At 52.9% G+C, this 17,498-nt stretch carries 17 protein-coding genes; 9 read left to right on the forward strand and 8 right to left on the reverse strand.

What is annotated here, in order from left to right:
- The first annotated feature begins 14 nt into the window (after window positions 1-14).
- The 5 genes from ACXAEW_RS05660 (at window position 15) to ACXAEW_RS05680 (ending at window position 3,225) form a co-directional block, all read left to right on the forward strand.
- Window positions 15-614, forward strand: a complete 600-nt coding sequence (locus ACXAEW_RS05660) for a hypothetical protein (RefSeq protein WP_474940398.1) — start codon at window positions 15-17, stop codon at window positions 612-614.
- Between the two features lie 6 nt (window positions 615-620).
- Entirely contained in the window at window positions 621-1,118 is a 498-nt protein-coding gene (locus tag ACXAEW_RS05665; protein ID WP_474940399.1) for an LptA/OstA family protein, read from the forward strand.
- Window positions 1,118-1,876 (forward strand): LPS export ABC transporter ATP-binding protein, encoded by a 759-nt coding sequence (gene lptB, locus ACXAEW_RS05670; protein WP_474940400.1) that lies wholly within the window; start codon window positions 1,118-1,120, stop codon window positions 1,874-1,876. Before ACXAEW_RS05665 ends, lptB begins: the two co-directional genes overlap by 1 nt.
- 276 nt (window positions 1,877-2,152) lie before the next feature.
- On the forward strand, window positions 2,153-2,716 hold the full coding sequence (hpf, locus tag ACXAEW_RS05675; protein WP_474940401.1) for a ribosome hibernation-promoting factor, HPF/YfiA family: 564 nt from the start codon (window positions 2,153-2,155) through the stop codon (window positions 2,714-2,716).
- 44 nt (window positions 2,717-2,760) lie between these two features.
- A complete protein-coding gene (locus ACXAEW_RS05680; protein WP_474940402.1) occupies window positions 2,761-3,225 on the forward strand; it encodes a PTS sugar transporter subunit IIA in 465 nt (154 codons plus the stop codon).
- A 26-nt stretch (window positions 3,226-3,251) separates the two neighbouring features.
- Here ACXAEW_RS05680 and ACXAEW_RS05685 read toward each other — a convergent pair whose 3' ends face one another.
- The 7 genes from ACXAEW_RS05685 to cysQ all read right to left on the reverse strand — a co-directional run bounded on the left by ACXAEW_RS05685 (window position 3,252) and on the right by cysQ (window position 11,675).
- Complete coding sequence (locus ACXAEW_RS05685) at window positions 3,252-4,673, reverse strand: sulfotransferase family 2 domain-containing protein (RefSeq protein ID WP_474940403.1); 1,422 nt, start codon at window positions 4,671-4,673, stop codon at window positions 3,252-3,254.
- A 2-nt stretch (window positions 4,674-4,675) separates the two neighbouring features.
- Complete coding sequence (locus ACXAEW_RS05690; RefSeq protein WP_474940404.1) at window positions 4,676-6,376, reverse strand: DUF5927 domain-containing protein; 1,701 nt, start codon at window positions 6,374-6,376, stop codon at window positions 4,676-4,678.
- The gene (locus ACXAEW_RS05695; protein ID WP_474940405.1) at window positions 6,373-7,359 is read right to left on the reverse strand and encodes a glycosyltransferase family 2 protein; all 987 of its coding nucleotides are present in this window, start codon (window positions 7,357-7,359) and stop codon (window positions 6,373-6,375) included. The genes ACXAEW_RS05690 and ACXAEW_RS05695 overlap by 4 nt, the downstream gene beginning before the upstream one ends.
- Window positions 7,360-7,542: 183 nt before the next feature.
- The gene (locus ACXAEW_RS05700; RefSeq protein ID WP_474940406.1) at window positions 7,543-8,460 is read right to left on the reverse strand and encodes a glycosyltransferase family 2 protein; all 918 of its coding nucleotides are present in this window, start codon (window positions 8,458-8,460) and stop codon (window positions 7,543-7,545) included.
- Window positions 8,461-8,585: 125 nt separating this feature from the next.
- Complete coding sequence (gene galE, locus ACXAEW_RS05705; protein ID WP_474940407.1) at window positions 8,586-9,569, reverse strand: UDP-glucose 4-epimerase GalE; 984 nt, start codon at window positions 9,567-9,569, stop codon at window positions 8,586-8,588.
- A 50-nt stretch (window positions 9,570-9,619) separates the two neighbouring features.
- Window positions 9,620-10,513: a UTP--glucose-1-phosphate uridylyltransferase GalU gene (galU, locus tag ACXAEW_RS05710; protein ID WP_474940408.1), complete on the reverse strand. Its 894-nt coding sequence runs from the start codon at window positions 10,511-10,513 to the stop codon at window positions 9,620-9,622.
- 364 nt (window positions 10,514-10,877) lie between these two features.
- Complete coding sequence (gene cysQ, locus ACXAEW_RS05715) at window positions 10,878-11,675, reverse strand: 3'(2'),5'-bisphosphate nucleotidase CysQ (protein WP_474940409.1); 798 nt, start codon at window positions 11,673-11,675, stop codon at window positions 10,878-10,880.
- Window positions 11,676-11,797: 122 nt separating this feature from the next.
- Here cysQ and ACXAEW_RS05720 point away from each other — a divergent pair, with 122 nt between their 5' ends.
- Complete coding sequence (locus ACXAEW_RS05720) at window positions 11,798-12,622, forward strand: ABC transporter permease (protein ID WP_474940410.1); 825 nt, start codon at window positions 11,798-11,800, stop codon at window positions 12,620-12,622.
- A 3-nt stretch (window positions 12,623-12,625) separates the two neighbouring features.
- Here ACXAEW_RS05720 and ACXAEW_RS05725 read toward each other — a convergent pair whose 3' ends face one another.
- Entirely contained in the window at window positions 12,626-13,228 is a 603-nt protein-coding gene (locus ACXAEW_RS05725; protein WP_474940411.1) for an alpha-ketoglutarate-dependent dioxygenase AlkB family protein, read from the reverse strand.
- Window positions 13,229-13,438: 210 nt separating this feature from the next.
- Between ACXAEW_RS05725 and dnaK the strand changes: the two genes are divergently transcribed.
- From dnaK to radC, 3 genes are all read left to right on the forward strand, one after another.
- Window positions 13,439-15,361: a molecular chaperone DnaK gene (gene dnaK / locus ACXAEW_RS05730; protein ID WP_474940412.1), complete on the forward strand. Its 1,923-nt coding sequence runs from the start codon at window positions 13,439-13,441 to the stop codon at window positions 15,359-15,361.
- A 77-nt stretch (window positions 15,362-15,438) separates the two neighbouring features.
- Complete coding sequence (dnaJ, locus tag ACXAEW_RS05735) at window positions 15,439-16,608, forward strand: molecular chaperone DnaJ (RefSeq protein WP_474940413.1); 1,170 nt, start codon at window positions 15,439-15,441, stop codon at window positions 16,606-16,608.
- Window positions 16,609-16,728: 120 nt separating this feature from the next.
- Window positions 16,729-17,496, forward strand: coding sequence for a RadC family protein (gene radC / locus ACXAEW_RS05740; protein ID WP_474940414.1), 768 nt, complete (start codon window positions 16,729-16,731; stop codon window positions 17,494-17,496).
- Window positions 17,497-17,498 lie beyond the last annotated feature (2 nt).

Below are 17,498 nucleotides of genomic sequence, written 5' to 3' on the forward strand. Positions count from 1 at the left end.
TTCGTGTGACCGAAATGGACCGTTACTCTCGCATGATCGCATTTCTAAAAGTGGTTCTGCCACTTGCCGCGCTCGTGCTGCTGTCCACTGTTTTTCTGATTTCGCGCGGCACAGAACAGGATGCCGCCATTCCCTTCGCACAAAAAGAGATCGAAGACCGCATGCGCGGCCAGCAGGTCACCGGCCCGTTTTTTGCAGGCAGCACCACCAGAGGTGACGAAATCCTTGTAAGCGCAGAGAGCGCCCGGTTCGACGGATCCGGTGGCAAGGCAACCGCAGCGGAAATGTCAGCGACCATGCGCCCCATACGCGGAGGCTTGATCACCCTGCACTCTCAGACAGGCAGCCTGAGCGCCAATATGGACGTCGCTGAATTCACCGGTCAGGTCGTCATAGAAACCGATGACGGTTTGCGGGTTGAAACAAAGCGGCTGGATGCGCACCTGAACGAAATCAGCGCAGAAGCGCCCGAAAACGTAAAAGCAACAAGCCCTTTGGGACATTTATCCGCTGGTGCGATGCACATAAAAACAGAATCTAAAGGGGAGTCGGTTCTTATACTGTTCAAAAACGGTGTGAAATTGCTATATGAACCAGAGATTTCGGAAAGATAACGACATATGTTCCTGCGCACATTTCTTTTTGCCGTATCGGCTATCCTCTTGCCGGCGCTTGTAGCGGCGCAGGGAGCAATTGCATTTGGCAACGTCAAAACCGACCCAAACGCTCCGGTTGAAGTGTCCGCAGAGAACCTCGAAGTTAATCAAACCGACGGATCAGCACGTTTTACAGGCGATGTCATCATCATTCAGGGCGTCATGCGCCTTTCGGCTGACGTCGTCCATGTGACTTACAAAACAGGCGACGACCAGAAGAAGACGGGCATAAAAAGTCTGAACGCATCTGGCCAAGTCATTCTGGTCAATGGACCAGACGCCGCAGAAGCAGATGCGGCAGAATACAATATTGACTCCGGCACCATCGTCTTGACCGGCAACGTTCTGTTAACCCAAGGTGATGCGGTTCTGACCTCCAATCGCATGGTGGTCAACCTCACCAGCGGCACGGCGGAAATGGCCGGTCGCGTAAAAACAATCCTGAATCCAAACGGTAACTGATGACCCGCCCGCAATTAACAGTCACCGACGGCTCGTCGGGATTGCGCATCGAAAAGCTGCGAAAGTCCTACAAGAACCGTGTGGTTATTCGTGACGTCACCCTGTCACTGAACCGCGGCGAGGTCGTCGCCCTGCTCGGCCCGAATGGTTCCGGGAAGACCACAACCTTTTACTCCATTGCGGGTCTGGTCTTTCCAGAGGCCGGGACAGTTTCCATTGATGGGCAAGCTGTAACATCCCTGCCGATGTATCGCCGTGCGCGCTTGGGTATTGGGTACCTGCCGCAGGAAATGTCGATCTTTCGCGGACTCTCCGTTGAAGACAACATCATGGCAGTCTTGGATATTTCCGAAAAGCACTCGCACAAACGGCGCGAACGTCTGGAAGAACTTCTGTCGGATTTCTCCATTGAACACCTAAGACGCGCTCCTGCACTCGCGCTTTCCGGTGGTGAACGCCGGCGGGTGGAAATTGCGCGCTGCCTGGCCGCGAATCCAAAGTATCTTCTCCTGGATGAACCCTTTGCAGGTGTGGATCCAATCAGCGTGGGTGACATCCGGCACCTGGTCTCCGACCTAAAGAAACGCGGAATTGGCGTTCTGATAACCGACCACAACGTACGTGAGACTCTGGAAATCGTTGATCGCGCTTATATTCTCCATGACGGACAAGTCCTTATGTCCGGCAGTCCAGAAGAAGTTGTGGAGAACGAAAACGTACGCCGCGTCTATCTCGGTGATAGTTTCCGCATATCCTAAATCGCAAATGCTTCGAGAAATCGACGCAGCGACTCGTAAGAACGCCGCCAAGGTTAGACCAATTTTAGGTTTACCATTGACTCTCCCCCGCCTTTGTCATCGAATTGTTTCATGGCACAGATGCAGTCCTTTGCAGCAACTCGTACATCCTTGATTTCAAGGCCTGAACGCCTGCAATCTCGCATCCTGCCTTATACACCTATCTGATTTTGACCCTTATTTCCTGGTTGCTGTCGCAGCCGGGTCAATCAGATGAGCAAAGAGCAAGGAGATCCCATGCGTTACAAAATCAGCGGAAAACAGATCGACATCGGCGAAGCTCTGCAGTTTCACGTGCAGTCTGAGCTTGGTGAAGTTGTTGCCAAATATGCTGAACGACCTACGGATGCGACTGTGGTTTTTTCGCGTTCCGCGCATGAATATGTCTGCGAGGCTACGGTCCACTTGTCTACTGGACTGACCGCTCAAGCAAAAGCGCATGCCACTGAAATTTATGCAGCTTTTGACGGTTGTAACGAGAAAATGGAAAAGCAGCTGAGACGCTACAAGCGGCGGCTGAAGGACCATCACCGCGACCGGAGCGAACCGGTTGAACTTTCTGGTGCCGCGTCCTATATCTTGGCCTCGGAAACGACCGACCAAGAGTCCGAGCCGGAGACATTGCAACCAATCATCGTCGCTGAAATGGAGACCAAGATCCCGTCTTTGTCTGTAGGTGAAGCGGTGATGCAAATGGAACTTGCTGGATCGCCAGTGTTGATATTCCGGAACGAAAGCAAAGACGGTCTGAACGTTGTATACCGCCGCGAAGACGGCAACATCGGCTGGATCGACCCGTAAACACGGCTTACGGGCCAAAGTAGGCACCCGAGCGGAGCAAGCAGATGCAAATTTCCAAGATCCTCAAGCAAGAGGCAGTACGTGTTATCGGCGCGGCCTCAAGCAAGAAGCGTCTTTTTCAGGAAATCGCTGAAATAGCGCAAAGCATCTATGGCTTGCCCGCTGAAAGAACGGTCGAGGCTTTGCTGGAACGCGAAAGCCTTGGCCCCACAGGTGTTGGGCACGGTGTTGCATTGCCTCACGCGCGTCTGGATGGGCTGGACGCAGTGGTTGGTGTTTTCCTTGTGTTGGAAAAGCCCCTTGATTTTGGCGCAGTCGACCGCCAACCCGTGGATATTGTTTTTGCTTTGTTTGCTCCTGAGAGTGCGGGTGTCGAGCACCTCAAGGCGCTGGCGTTGGTGTCACGCACCCTGCGCGAACAAAACTACTGCACCAAGCTGCGTGCGAATCCGGACCCCAATACATTGTTCACAATCCTGACGGAAAACCAATCCGTCCAGGCAGCCTGATCCACACACAGTCCCAGATCTTCCGGTTAGGTTGCGGCGCTCCAGTCCCCAAAGCCAAACAGCATGTAATCGCGGCGATAAACGGTACGCGCTTTTTTCTCCAGCGCAGCATCATAAATATCACCCAGCTGCCATGCACTTTTGTTAGGGGCCATGACGTAGTCTGGAGCGTTTTGAATGCCGATCTTTCGAGCCAGAAAAGGCAAATCCTGCGCCAGCTCTTCCTCACGCAATAGAAAATCCGGAGCGCAGAACTCCTCAAACCCGGAAATCACCTGGGACTGGCTTGCCCAGCGCGCATCAACGCGAAGTGGAGTTTGACCAGCAAGATTGCGCTTCAGGAAATCCAAAAAGCCAGAAAATGCGGCCCTGTGTGTGTCGCGATCTTCCTTCTGCTTTGGAAGCGCAACCTGAAACTGCCTTTGTAACTGTTGACGCAGGTTCTTTGAAAATTTCGTGTCACCGTCCAATGCAACTTCGACAAATGCGGCATGAGCGCGCGCAAGAGGATGCCGTAAAACCGTGAAGCTACGATGGCCGGTGTGTTGGTTCATCCATTCGCGCAGCTGCTTCTGACCATCTATCAACTTCAATGCGTCCGATGGTGCCCTATCCAAAGCAGCCATCCATTGGCACACCGCACTTACTGGCCCTGCCTGGATTGGTAAATACAAGAGGGCGCTTTGGGCAGCAGCAACGTAGCTGCGCACATTGGGGCCGCGACGGGGCTCAAAACAGGGTGTCCGCGACAGGTTGAACGTGTCAATCTCAGCCAAGAATTGTGCCATTTCATCCGGGTTGGAAACTTTGGAAATCGCAGGCGCCGGGTTTTGACGCTTTAGTCGGTCATCAAGAGCCTCGAGCCTTGCTTCAAGCCCCAACCACTGCGCCAGACCATTCATGACATCCAGACTCTGAAGGTCCTCATAGGCGATAAAAAACGGCGTCTGACCACGTGATTGCAGGCCTTGCGTCAGTTGCAATTGAAACTTCTGCAACTCTGCTAAGTGCGCATTGAATTCACTTCGATCAAATCGGACCAAAGCCTCTTTGCGCCGCTTAACATTGGTCAGCTTCCACTGTCCCGTTTCCTTTGCAATCTTCAGGGAGACATAGCTATCGAGTGGATTTCGCGTCAAAATGATCTTGGCACACCTTGGGTCGTCCAGAATCTGGCCAAGAACACGCGGATCGTGGTCGTGAAAATAGCGAAACCCGCCAAAGCCTTCAAAATTGCGAACGCGCTGTAACAGATCTCCCGGATTGTCATCTCGCGTCTCTTGCGACATACCCAAAAGCTCGTCTTTGTTTGGGTAGCCAATGAAATGCGGATTGAATGCCTCACCGAAACAACTGACTGATTTCAACGCGTTCAGATTGCTTTCCAGAAAATTGGAACCGGTCCGCATCTCGGCAAATATGACAAAATAATCGAAGGTAGAGAGCATAGTCAGCGTACCAAATATGGTTTCTTAGGCAGCGAAGGCGCCTGAATCTGCGTCGGCTCCAGTGGAAAATCACCCATCAGATACGGGTGCATACCTTGGTTCTTCAGGTTTTGCAAAAATTGCCCAAACCCCGCCAGATCAACCATCTGCGGAGCTTCGGTCAAATGGAGATGTTTGCCTTTGGTGATTTCATCCACAATCAACTGAAGGGATTCCATAGGTGATTCAATGAATTCTGACATGGACCAAATTCGAACACGGGCTTTAACCCACTTCGACCGCAGAACCTTAAGCTGATGCGCCTCGATCCTCTGTAGTTTCGCCGCCTCTTTGCGCAACTCATCAAACCCCTTGCCGGACTTGAACAGATTAACGGCCCAGGCACCCGAGATGACAGAAATCTGAGCATTGGTATCGCGAGCCATCAATTTTACGGCCCCTTGCGAATCCATTGGCCCCAGTTGAAAACACTGCCGTTCACCACGTGTGTTCCAAATAAAGTTCGTCAGAAAACGTTCGGGGTCGTAATCCCGCAGCTTTGCATTCCCGCTGAGGGCGCCATTGTAGCAGATCTGCCCGTCTACAAACTCTGCACGATCTGGCGCAAAAAGGTGGCCATGTACGCGTGTCTGAGTTGTTTTGGTCAACCATGTTTCGAAATCGACAAAAAGCTCCGAGAACCCCTGAAAGACAGAATACTCCCCCGACGTCACACCATTTTCTTCACCATGCCGCGGCAAGCGGCTTTGCATATAAAGCCCGGCGCGACCGCGTGTGCGACGCTCAACAGCTTTGGAGAAAATGCGGTCAATCTTGCGCGGGTTGGGTTCTGTCCGGCTCGTAGATCCCGCCGGAGGAGTCAGAAAGTTCTGATACAAGCGCTCGGCATGCGGCCAGATCTTTCTGGCGACAAAACAATCCGAACGGCGCAACAAATGCAGGTGATCATCATAGAATATATGAGGTTTACCCTGATAGTCGAACTTGGAAAGAGTTAGTGAGCGGCTTTCAATGTTGGACGAATGCAGCCTGACCAGGGTCTGATAGTAACTTTCATCCGGGATCCACACGCGCTTAAAATACTGATCATAGATCGACCGGTCCGGGTCATTCAAAATGGCCGACAAAGTCTTGCGCGTCAAACACCACCATTGACTGCCCATATGCGGAACAAGCCCATCAGGGATTCGGCGCTTTACCCGTAGCTTGCGCTGCAACGATACATAGCCATCGAAAAGGGAGCGATGCCGCTTCCAGGAAAACGGAAATCGCAGCGTAAAACGCTCGACACTTAGCCCTCCGACAATCCAAGGAACATCAGATGTTGTTGCGCTCTCGATGAAATCCGTATCGCTGCGTTCCTCAAGGTATTCCAATAGCTCACAAACCGGGCGCAACGGCAAACACGATCCCGAAGTAAGAAACACATGGTTCACATCTGGATGCGTACGCAGCATCTGTTCCGCCGCAGCCTGAGATCCGGAGACGATACCCCAGGTCCCCCATTCGCAACGGTGACGTTTGGAAAAACTAACCAAAGGTACTGACTTCAGCGAGGCTGACAAGTTTGCGAACTCTTCATTAGACACTTTAGTGTCGACATGAACCACAACAGGGCATCCCGCATTTGCCCAATGGCGTGCCACCTGCGCTGCGCGTCCCAGCGCAGTGTGCACCATCATGATAATACCAACCGAGCTCATGCCCAGTTCCCTTTGGACATCAGGCCAAGGATTTCCAGCTGTCTCCAGTTGATGTATTTCTCACTCCATTTGCACCACAGCTCCGGGTGCTGCTCGATTTCCTTGGCATAGGCTTCATATTCAGCAGAGCTTGCAAAATGTTGACCTCGCGCCATCTCCTCTCGCGTTTTCGCGGTAAACGTATCCAAGAACTTTGTATGAAGAAGAATTCCGCTCGCTTTTTCCCCGCCATCCGTTTCGTAGACCTGGTTCAAACCGCGTGGAAGCAACATATGAGTGGAGCTGACATAGGCATACTTACGATCCCATTTCACCAACGGGATTTTGTTTAACGCCGGCGCTTTCTTGGGTTTATCTCCAAAGAAGACACGAGACCGAACTCCGCCCTGGATCCACAGGTTTCCATAGGTATGGTTGCGCTTTACGGAGTAATTTCCGCTGTCAAACCAATGGCAAATTTCCAGTGGGTCCTGTCCAGCCTCATAGGGTTCTGCACCAATTGCACCCTTAGGGTAAACATCAAGAAGCATCGCAGAAAAGCTTCTGATCGAGGACTCATCCAGCCAATCCGTCAGGGCTCGCAACGGGCGCGTGTCGCAGAAAGGATAGACAAAAAATTCATCTGGATCCGCAACCAAAACCCAATGACCATGCGCATACCGCCGTTTGAGATAGTTCATCCAGTCAACGCCATAGGTCGCACGTTTATAGCTGGCGTCAGTTTGCCAAACCGAAACATCTTCCATACCATTGAGGTAGCTGGACGTTCCATCACTCGATCCATTGTCGACAAATAGGAAATGGTTAACGCCTAGATTTCGGTAATACTGAAGGAAGTAAGGCAGCCGGATTTGTTCATTCCGCATTGTGCAAACAAGAAGAATGTCACCGGCGCGAATACGTTTTGTATTGTCTTGAAAGCACGAAAGCTCACGGGACTTCCGAACGGCGCGAACAATCCGACGTTTGCGCCGCAACCGCATGCGATAAGAATCCCAAAGCCCCAATGATCCGTCCACTTTTGCAAAACGGGGCCTAAAAACCGCTATCGCAAATCAAATACGACCAAGGCCCGTGCTGTTCGCCAATATGTCATGGGTAAAGCATGAGTTTCAATGGATTTAGAAAGAGTTACAATTTGGCGAAATTTGTCTGTTGCTCACACTCTACCAGTCGATTTTCGACATCATACCCAGCTCAATCAATTGCTCAGTCCCTTCATAAAGTTTCGCGCCCTCGTGCCAAAGGTCAGGCGACGCCATGATCTTTTCATAATAGTGGTCGAAGGCTTCAGGCGTATGAAAGTGCTGCTGCCGCTGTTTTTCCGTTTCCGACTTGGAAACGACTTCAGGCAAAAATTTGGTGTGCAGAAGAACTCCCGACGGCATCCTCTCCCCCGGCCCTGAATATAGCCCATTCAAACCGCGCGGCAGAACGGAATGGGTGGAATTCACATAGACATACGACCGATCCCATTTGATCAAAGGAATCTTGTTCAAAGTCGGAGAGCGTTCAGGACAGGCGGCAAAAAAAGCGCGTTCTCGGGCGCCACCCTGAAGCCAAAGATTTCCCAAAGGCCCCTGACGCACTGCACGATACGGGGCTGGATCAAACCATCTCAGCACATCCAGCGGGGATTGGCCCGGTTGATACAAACATTCAGACAAAGGCCCCTTTGGGTAGAGGTCCAGCATCATAGCGCCCAGCCCGGCTATACCGCGCCGATCAAGGGTATTGGCCAATTGCAGCAATCCCATTCGGTCAGAACCGTCGAAAACCAACAATTCGTCAACATCAACTGTCAAACACCAACGCTGGTGACAAAATACCCGTTGTAACCACGTAGTCCAATCTAACCCAAAGCGAGAGGCGCGATAACTGTCCGGCGTATGCCACAAAGAAACATCGCGCTGCTCTGACAGGAACTTGTCGCTGCCGTCGGTGCTCGCATTATCCACCATCATGAAATGAGAAACGCCAAGCTGACGATAATATTCCAAAAAGAAGGGGAGGCGCGACGCCTCGTTTCGCGAGACCGAGACCAAGACAATTTCATCTGGCCGAAAGCCAGTGCGTCGGACCATCACAGGATGCAATTGGCGCCGCGCCCGAAACGCACGCCACAAAAGGCGTTTTCGTTTTAACCGCAAACGATAAGCCGCGCGCCAAGAGACACGCGGCATAGATAGGTCAGACCCAGACCCAACCATTATTTGTCGTAGTGACCGCTTTGATGCCAGCGCCAAGCGTCCGCAATCATCTCATTCAGAGTTGAGCGCGTAGGCTCCCAGCCAAGATCCTTGATTGCACGGGTAGAGCCAGACACCAGCTTGGTGCAGTCACCAGCCCGACGCGCCCCGATATTATGTGGCACTTCCTGATTGGTCACGCTTCGCGAGTGTTCAATTACTTCCATAACTGAGAACCCAGACCCGGTACCCAGATTAAAGATCTGGCTGCCTTTTCCGTCTTCCAGCCATTTCAGGCCAAGAACATGCGCATTTACCAAGTCGCAGACATGAACATAGTCGCGAATGCATGTTCCATCAGGTGTGTCGTAGTCGGTGCCAAACACAGTCAACGCGTCGCGCTCGCCTTTGATCGCCTGGATCATAAGCGGGATCAGATGCGTCTCGGGTTGATGGAATTCACCTACCTCTGCTTCGGGGTCGGCACCAGCAACATTGAAGTATCGGAAGATCACGGACCGCAGGCCATAGGCCGCCTCAAAATCCTTCAGGATATCCTCAACCGCCCGTTTGCTTGCTCCATAGGCATTCAAAGGGTGCTGTGGCGTGTTCTCATCCAATACCACATTATCGTGTTCACCATAGGTTGCACAGGTAGAGGAGAAGACAAAATCCAGACAGTTGGCGGCGACGGCTGCCTCAATCAGGTTAAGAGATCCGCCAACATTGTTCGCCCAATATTTTCCGGGCTGCGACATCGCTTCACCAACTTGGCTCAGCGCTGCAAAATGCATGACCGCAATCGGTTTGTGCTTGGCAAAAACGTCATCCAGCCTGGCGCGGTCTGTCAGATCACCTTGTTCGAAGGGGCCAAATTTCACCGCGTCCTGCCAGCCGGTTACGAGGTTATCATAGGTAACCGGTGTATAGCCTGCGGCTTTCAGTGCTTTACAGGCATGCGAACCAATATAGCCCGCACCGCCTGTAACAAGAACAGTTTTCAAACCGTTTGCCCTTTATTCGTCTTCACTCTTTGGAACGGAAAAGGCCGCGCTTACTGCGCAGCCGTATCCATCTGAGCCACCTCTTGGATGTATCCCATCAGCTCGTCACGCAGCTCTTCGCGTGCCAGAGCAAACGCAACGGTTGCCTGAAGGAAGCCCGCCTTTGAGCCGCAATCAAAACGTTGACCACGGAAGCGATAGCCATAGACCGGCACATCGTTGTTGATGTCTTCCGCAATAGCATCAGTCAGCTGTATCTCGCCACCAGCACCTTGCTTTTTCTTGTTCAGGTTCTTCATGACAGAAGGTGCAAGAACATAACGACCAATTACAGCAAGGTTGGACGGAGCTTCGTCCTGCTTGGGCTTTTCAACCATGCCACGGGCTTCGACAACGGAACCCATATCGTTCTTAACATCCAAGACGCCGTATGCAGAGGCTTTCTCGGGGGCAACTTCCATAGCAGCAACCATGTTGCCGCCGGTTTCTTCATAGGCTTCGATCATTTGCTGCAAACACGGTGTCTCGGCCGCGATGACGTCATCAGGCAGGATAACCGCAAACGGCTCGTTCGCGATTAGACGACGCGCACACCATACCGCATGCCCCAGACCCAACGCTTGGTGCTGACGGATATAAGCAATCGCACCGGAGTCCATATTGGTCTGCTTGAGTGTCTCAAGAAGCGCGTCTTTACCCTTCTTGCGCAGCTCTTGCTCAAGAACAGGTGAGTGATCAAAATAATCTTCAAGCGCACCTTTGCCGCGGGAGGTCACAAAGATAAATTCCTTGATGCCCGCCGCTCGCGCTTCGTCGATGGCGTATTGGACCAGAGGGCGATCCACCAATGTCATAATTTCTTTTGGAACAGATTTTGTTGCCGGAAGGAATCGAGTACCAAGACCAGCAACTGGGAAAATGGCTTTTGTAACTTTCTTACGCATAACTCGCTCTCTTTTTCATACACTGTGACCACATTCGCGCACTCGGACGAGGGGCCGTTTTACATAAAGCTGCCCAATGAGGGCTGGAAACCCAAAAGGCAAAGGTTCGTGGGACAGCCAGACGCCCTTGCAAATATTTACTACGGTTCGGGCACCTCTGTATCAGTTCCTGCGGTTTGCAGCTTATTTTATCAAAAAACACCCCTCAATAACGATACATTAACGGTAGGGACGGCATACTCTTTAGCGTTCGTATACAACAGTACCATGTCGCACCCGGTTTTACTGCAGTTCCAACAGGAACATTTTGGCAGACAGTACCCAGCGATTCCGTGTCTATCTTCGCTGGGCACCGGCCGTTTGACTACGCTTCTTTCAACTCGACACCAGGAGCATAGGCGATGAAAAACGGGTTCGCATAGCCTTCCTTGCCGTACTCGAGCGGTTCGTGGTTGTCGAACCGGACAACTTTACCACCAGCGCCTAACAAAACGGCATGGCCTGCGGCAGTGTCCCACTCCATTGTACGGCCCACGCGCGGATACAGATCGGCCTCACCTGTTGCAACAAGGCAGAATTTGAGCGACGAGCCAGCGCTCTTGCTGTCTTTAACCTGATATTTTCCGATGTAGTCATCGGTCGCCTGGTCTCGGTGAGACTTGGACGCAACGACCATCAAAGCACTATTGTCGCTGTCCGCAACTCTGAGGGGCTTCGTGGCGCCAATGGTGTCGGTTTCAAAAGACCCTGTTTCCTCGACAGTGGTTCCGTCCGCCAAAGTAAAGAACATACGTTCGCGCGCCGGTGCATATACTACACCCCGCGTGGGCACGCCTTTCTCCACAAGCGCGATGTTCACGGTGAAGTCGCCGCGACGGTTTATGAACTCTTTGGTGCCGTCCAGCGGATCAACAATCAAAAATGTCTCGCCACGTTCCTTGTGAGACGCCGCCTGCTCTTCGGTTACCAACATCATGTCAGGAAAGGCTGCCCGCAAGCCGACGGAAATCAACGCATCTGCGGCCTCATCTGCGGCCGTAACCGGACTCTCGTCAGATTTAACTTTTACTTCAAAATCATCGGAGTTGTAGATTTCCATGATTTTGGCACCGGCTTCGATCGCCAGCTTGCGAATAACTGGGATCAGTTCGTCGTATGTCACACTAATGCTCCGCACTAACGGGATGAATTTGAAAACACTCTCATGGCTCCTTATGGTACTCCCGAAAGAGAACGGCAAGAATTCCATGCTAGTTTAGGCAGCAATCAGCGCAATCGGTTCCAATGTTTCAGCATCAACAACGTCGTCCATCCACTTTAATAGGCCTTCTCGCAATGACCGAGGTGGTTTTTCACGCAGTGGTGCGCAGCGTGCGTTCGAAACACAACAACGCGCTGATGGCACTGGGAACGACGATCTTCCAGACAGTGATGTTTGTGGTCATCTTCTTTGCGATGTTTGAAATCTTAGGCGTGAAAGGCTCAGCCGTTCGTGGAGATTTCCTGGTCTATGTAATGACCGGTGTGTTCCTGTTTTTGACACACACCAAAGCCGTGAGCGCAGTTGCCGGCGCGGAAGGACCCAGCAGCCCCATGATGAAACATGCCCCGATGAACACAATCGTGGCCATTTTGTCGGCAGCCATCGGCTCTCTTTATCTGCAGACCATATCGCTGTTTATCATCCTCTTCGGCTATCACGTCGCTTTCACCCCTGTGGTGATCGACGATCCGATCTCGGCTTACGGAATGATGCTACTCGCCTGGCTCACCGGATCCTGTGTCGGATTGGTTTTTCTTATCCTCAAACCATGGGCGCCTTCTTTGGTTGGGATCATCTCGACGATTTACCAGCGCGCGAACATGATCGCCTCTGGGAAAATGTTCCTGGCGAACACTCTGCCTTCGTCAATGCTGGTTATGTTTGACTGGAACCCGCTCTTTCATTGCATCGATCAGGTGCGCGGTTACACGTTCAAGAACTACAACCCGCATTTCAGCAGTTGGGAGTACGCCCTTACAGTCGCCTTGGTACTTCTGGTCATCGGCATGATGGGAGAGTTTTACACCCGCCGCAAAGTCTCGCTCAGCTGGGGGGCGCGCCGGTAAGTCTCAGGTCACAACCCGCAGCGTCAGATTTATCCGTCCCCCCTTCGGCAAAAGACGAGAGGATTTGAACCGGATCCGGTCGACGCCATGGTATTTTAGTCGCGCTTCTCCTCCCATGACAACGATATCACCGGAGCTCAGCCAGATTGATTCTGTTTTTCCGCCGCGTGTCGCGTTGCCGATCCTGAACAGCGCATCATCGCCCAAGCTGATCGACAAGACCGGATAGGAAAAATCAACCTCATCTTTGTCCTGATGCATCCCCATGCGCGCAGTCTCGCCATAGTAATTCACCAGACAACATTCCGGTTCGCGCTCTTCGGAGATCAGATCCTTCCACAAATTCAGAATCACGGGTGGGATCTGTGGCCAGGCCTGTCCCTTGGGATGTGTTTGCGCATAGCGATAGCCTGAAGCATCCGAAAACCACCCCAATTCTCCGGCAGAGGTCATGCGCACAGACATCTGACCACCGGAAGGGACAGTGGGCGAAAACAAAGGTGCCGCTTTCAACACAGGTCGCAATGCGTCCACAATTTCGAGCTGTTTTTCCTGCGTGAGGTAGCTTTTGTGGATTTCAAACCCTCGTATCCGCAGCAAAGGCATCAGTCTTATTCCATTCTTAACCATATCCCTTGCAAAAACCGTTCAGAACGGCGACATGCGGCGTGCCGAGGCGGTTGCAGGGACGAATTGTGCTCCTTATATACACTTCGACACGGCATGGTTTAGACCAAACACGCCGTGATCGGGGTCGGGATGCCGCAATGGGTTCAGGCCTCGAGTAATCGCCTTAGAGGAAAAAAGGGATCGAAGATGAGCAAAGTTATCGGGATCGACCTGGGTACAACGAACTCTTGTGTGGCCATCATGGACGGCTCGCAGCCCCGCGTTATTGAAAACGCAGAGGGCGCACGTACCACCCCGTCGATCGTAGCATTCACAGACGAAGAGCGTTTGGTAGGTCAGCCGGCAAAGCGTCAGGCTGTGACAAACCCAGACAACACAATTTTTGGTGTTAAGCGCCTGATCGGTCGCCGCGCAGATGACGCGGATCTGGCCAAGGACAAGAAACATCTGCCGTTCGCAGTTATCAACGGTGGTAACGGCGATGCATGGGTTGAGGCCAAGGGTGAGAAATATTCCCCTTCGCAGATCTCAGCCTTCATCCTCGGTAAGATGAAAGAAACCGCAGAATCTTACCTCGGTGAAGACGTGACCCAAGCGGTAATCACCGTTCCGGCCTACTTTAACGACGCACAGCGTCAAGCGACAAAAGACGCTGGCAAGATTGCCGGCCTGGAAGTTCTGCGCATCATCAACGAGCCGACCGCGGCTGCGTTGGCCTATGGTCTGGACAAAGAAAACACCCAAACGATCGCGGTTTATGACCTTGGTGGTGGTACGTTCGATGTAACCATCCTGGAAATCGACGATGGCCTGTTTGAAGTGAAGTCCACCAACGGCGACACCTTCCTGGGTGGTGAAGACTTTGACATGCGCATTGTCTCCTACCTGGCGGATGAGTTCAAAAAAGCCAACGGCGTTGACCTGACCAAAGACAAGATGGCTCTGCAGCGTCTGAAAGAAGCCGCTGAAAAAGCCAAGATCGAACTGTCTTCGGCGAGCCAGACCGAGATCAACCAACCGTTTATCTCGATGGATCCGGGCACCGGCCAACCTTTGCACATGGTCATGAAACTGACCCGCGCCAAACTGGAGAGCCTGGTCAACGACCTGATCAAAAACTCCTTGAAGCCCTGTGCAGCAGCCCTGAAAGATGCAGGCCTGTCCGCATCGGACGTTGACGAAGTGGTTCTGGTTGGCGGTATGACCCGCATGCCAAAAGTCATCGAAGAAGTAACCAAATTCTTCGGTAAAGAACCCCACAAAGGTGTAAACCCGGACGAAGTTGTTGCAATGGGCGCGGCAATTCAGGCCGGCGTTCTGCAGGGTGACGTCAAGGACGTTGTTCTTCTCGACGTGACACCGCTGTCCTTGGGGATCGAGACCCTGGGTGGCGTCTTCACACGACTGATCGACCGTAACACGACCATCCCGACCAAAAAGTCTCAGGTCTTCTCGACCGCAGAAGACAACCAGAACGCCGTAACCATCCGCGTGTTCCAGGGTGAGCGGGAAATGGCGATGGACAACAAGATCCTGGGTCAGTTCAACCTCGAAGACATTCCGCCCGCACCGCGTGGTATGCCTCAGATTGAGGTAACATTTGACATCGACGCCAATGGTATCGTGTCTGTCGGCGCGAAGGATAAGGCGACCGGTAAAGAGCAGCAGATCACCATCCAGGCATCTGGTGGCTTGTCTGACGATGACATCGAGAAGATGGTCAAAGAAGCCGAGGAGAACGCCGAGGCGGATAAGGAACGTCGCGAGCTGATCGAAGCCAAAAACCAAGCGGAAAGCCTGGTCCATTCGACCGAGAAGTCTGTCGAAGAACATGGCGACAAGGTCGACCCATCTACCGTGGAAGCAATCGAACTGGCTGTTGCTGCGTTGAAGGACGATCTGGAAAACGAGAAAGCAACCGCTGAAAAGATCAAAGCGGGTATCCAGAACGTGACAGAGGTCGCGATGCGTTTGGGTGAAGCCATCTACAAAGCGCAACAAGAAGACTCTGGAGAAGAAGCACCAGCCGCCGCTGACGAAGCTGCCGGTCCGGGCGCCGACGATATCGTTGACGCTGAATTCGAAGATCTGGACGACGATAAGCGCTAATTTCTTGGCACCCGCCAAGAAGGGCCGGTCCGGACCCCGGACCGGCCCGCTTTCGTTGAGGCAGAAGGGGTAGACCGATGTCAAAACGTGACTATTACGAAACTCTCGGCGTCGCCAAAGGTGCGTCTGCCGAAGAGATCAAAAAAGGTTATCGCAAGAAGGCCAAAGAACTGCACCCTGACCGCAATGCGGACAAACCGGACGCGGAAGCTCAGTTCAAAGAGATCAACGAGGCCTACGATGTTCTGAAAGATGCCGATAAAAAAGCTGCCTATGACCGTTTTGGTCACGCAGCCTTTGAAAACGGTATGGGCGGCGCGGGCGCTGGGGGACAGCGTGGTGGTCCCGGCTTCGGCGGTGGCGATTTCTCCTCGGCTTTCTCGGATGTGTTTGACGACCTGTTCGGTGATTTCATGGGCGGTGGTCGTGGAGGTGCTGGTGGCGGACGCCAGCGCGCGTCACGTGGCGCGGATCTCCGGTATAACCTGCGTGTCACCTTGGAGGACGCATTTGCAGGTATTCAGAAAACCATCAAGGTGCCTACGGCTGTGGGATGTACAGCCTGTGAAGGGACCGGCTCAGAAGGTGGTGCAGAACCGGCGACATGCCCAACCTGTAACGGCATGGGCAAAGTCCGCGCACAGCAGGGCTTCTTTACCGTCGAGCGGAGTTGCCCGACATGCTCTGGCCTTGGGCAGATCATCAAGAACCCGTGTAAGGTCTGTCACGGCCACGGTCGTGTAGAGAAAGACCGCTCTCTGTCAGTGAACATTCCTGCCGGCGTGGAAACGGGCACCCGTATTCGACTGGCTGGTGAGGGCGAAGCGGGCTTGCGCGGCGGACCTCCGGGCGACCTCTACATTTTTGTAGAAGTTGCGGCACATGACCTTTTTGAACGGGAGGCTGACAATCTTTATTGTCGCGTACCTGTATCAATGGCCAAGGCCGCATTGGGTGGTGCTATTGAAGTGCCCACAATCGACGGCGGACGCGGTCGTGTTCAAATACCGGAAGGCAGCCAATCCGGTCGCCAAATGCGTCTGCGCGGCAAGGGTATGCCAGCTCTGCGCGGCGGCGGTGTCGGTGACATGTTCATTGAACTGGCTGTTGAGACCCCCGTCAATCTGACACCGCGTCAAAAAGAACTGCTGAAAGAATTTGAGGATATCTCGGAAGAGAACAACAATCCTGAAAGTCGCAGTTTCTTCTCGTCTGTCAAAGGATTTTGGGACGGGATGAAAGGCTAAGGAAACGCTCCCTTCGGGGAGTGTTTTTTGTTGGGACGCCGCATAAAGACTGCGTCAAAACCTTTCTGCAGGGATCTGATATTAACATTCCGGAAAGACTTGTGGCCGGATCATGGCCCAATGAAACAGCCGGGTCACTTTCAGGACGCAGCACTTCCGCTCTTTGGTGAAGACGAAAACACCAGGGTGCCCTCCCCTTCTGGTGGCCCCAAACTTCCGTCATATATACGCGATCACCGCGCTCGCCTGCGCGAACGCTTTATGGCAGGTGGTGCCGCAGCGATGCCGGATTACGAACTTTTGGAGTTGGTTCTTTTCCGGTCTATACCCCGCAAAGATGTTAAACCCCTTGCCCGGCGTCTGCTCGATCAGTTCGGGGACATAAACCGCGTCATAACAGCGAGCCCAGAGCGCCTGTCCAAAGTACCGGAGGTTGGTGACGCTGTTATTACTGATTTCAAGGTTCTTGAGGCTGCCGCACAACGCTTGGCACGTGCACGGATCATGCAACGTCAGGTCCTATCAAGCTGGGATGCGCTCCTTGACTACTGCCACACCAGCATGGCGCATTTGGAGATGGAACAGTTTCGCATTCTTTTCCTGGACCGAAAGAACGTCCTAATCGCGGATGAGGAGCAAGCGCGCGGAACCGTGGATCACGTGCCCGTCTACCCGCGTGAAGTTGCCAAGAGGGCCCTGGAGCACAACGCAAGCGCCATAATTCTGGTACACAACCACCCGTCTGGGGATCCGACGCCATCGGAAAGCGACATCCTGATGACCGAGCAGATTACAGCCGCCTTAACGCCGCTGAACATTGTAGTTCATGATCACCTGATCATAGGAAAGTCACGCGAATTGAGCTTTCGCGCCGAAGGATACCTGTGAAT

The sequence above is a fragment of the Epibacterium sp. ABZ3_068 genome (assembly GCF_056159265.1).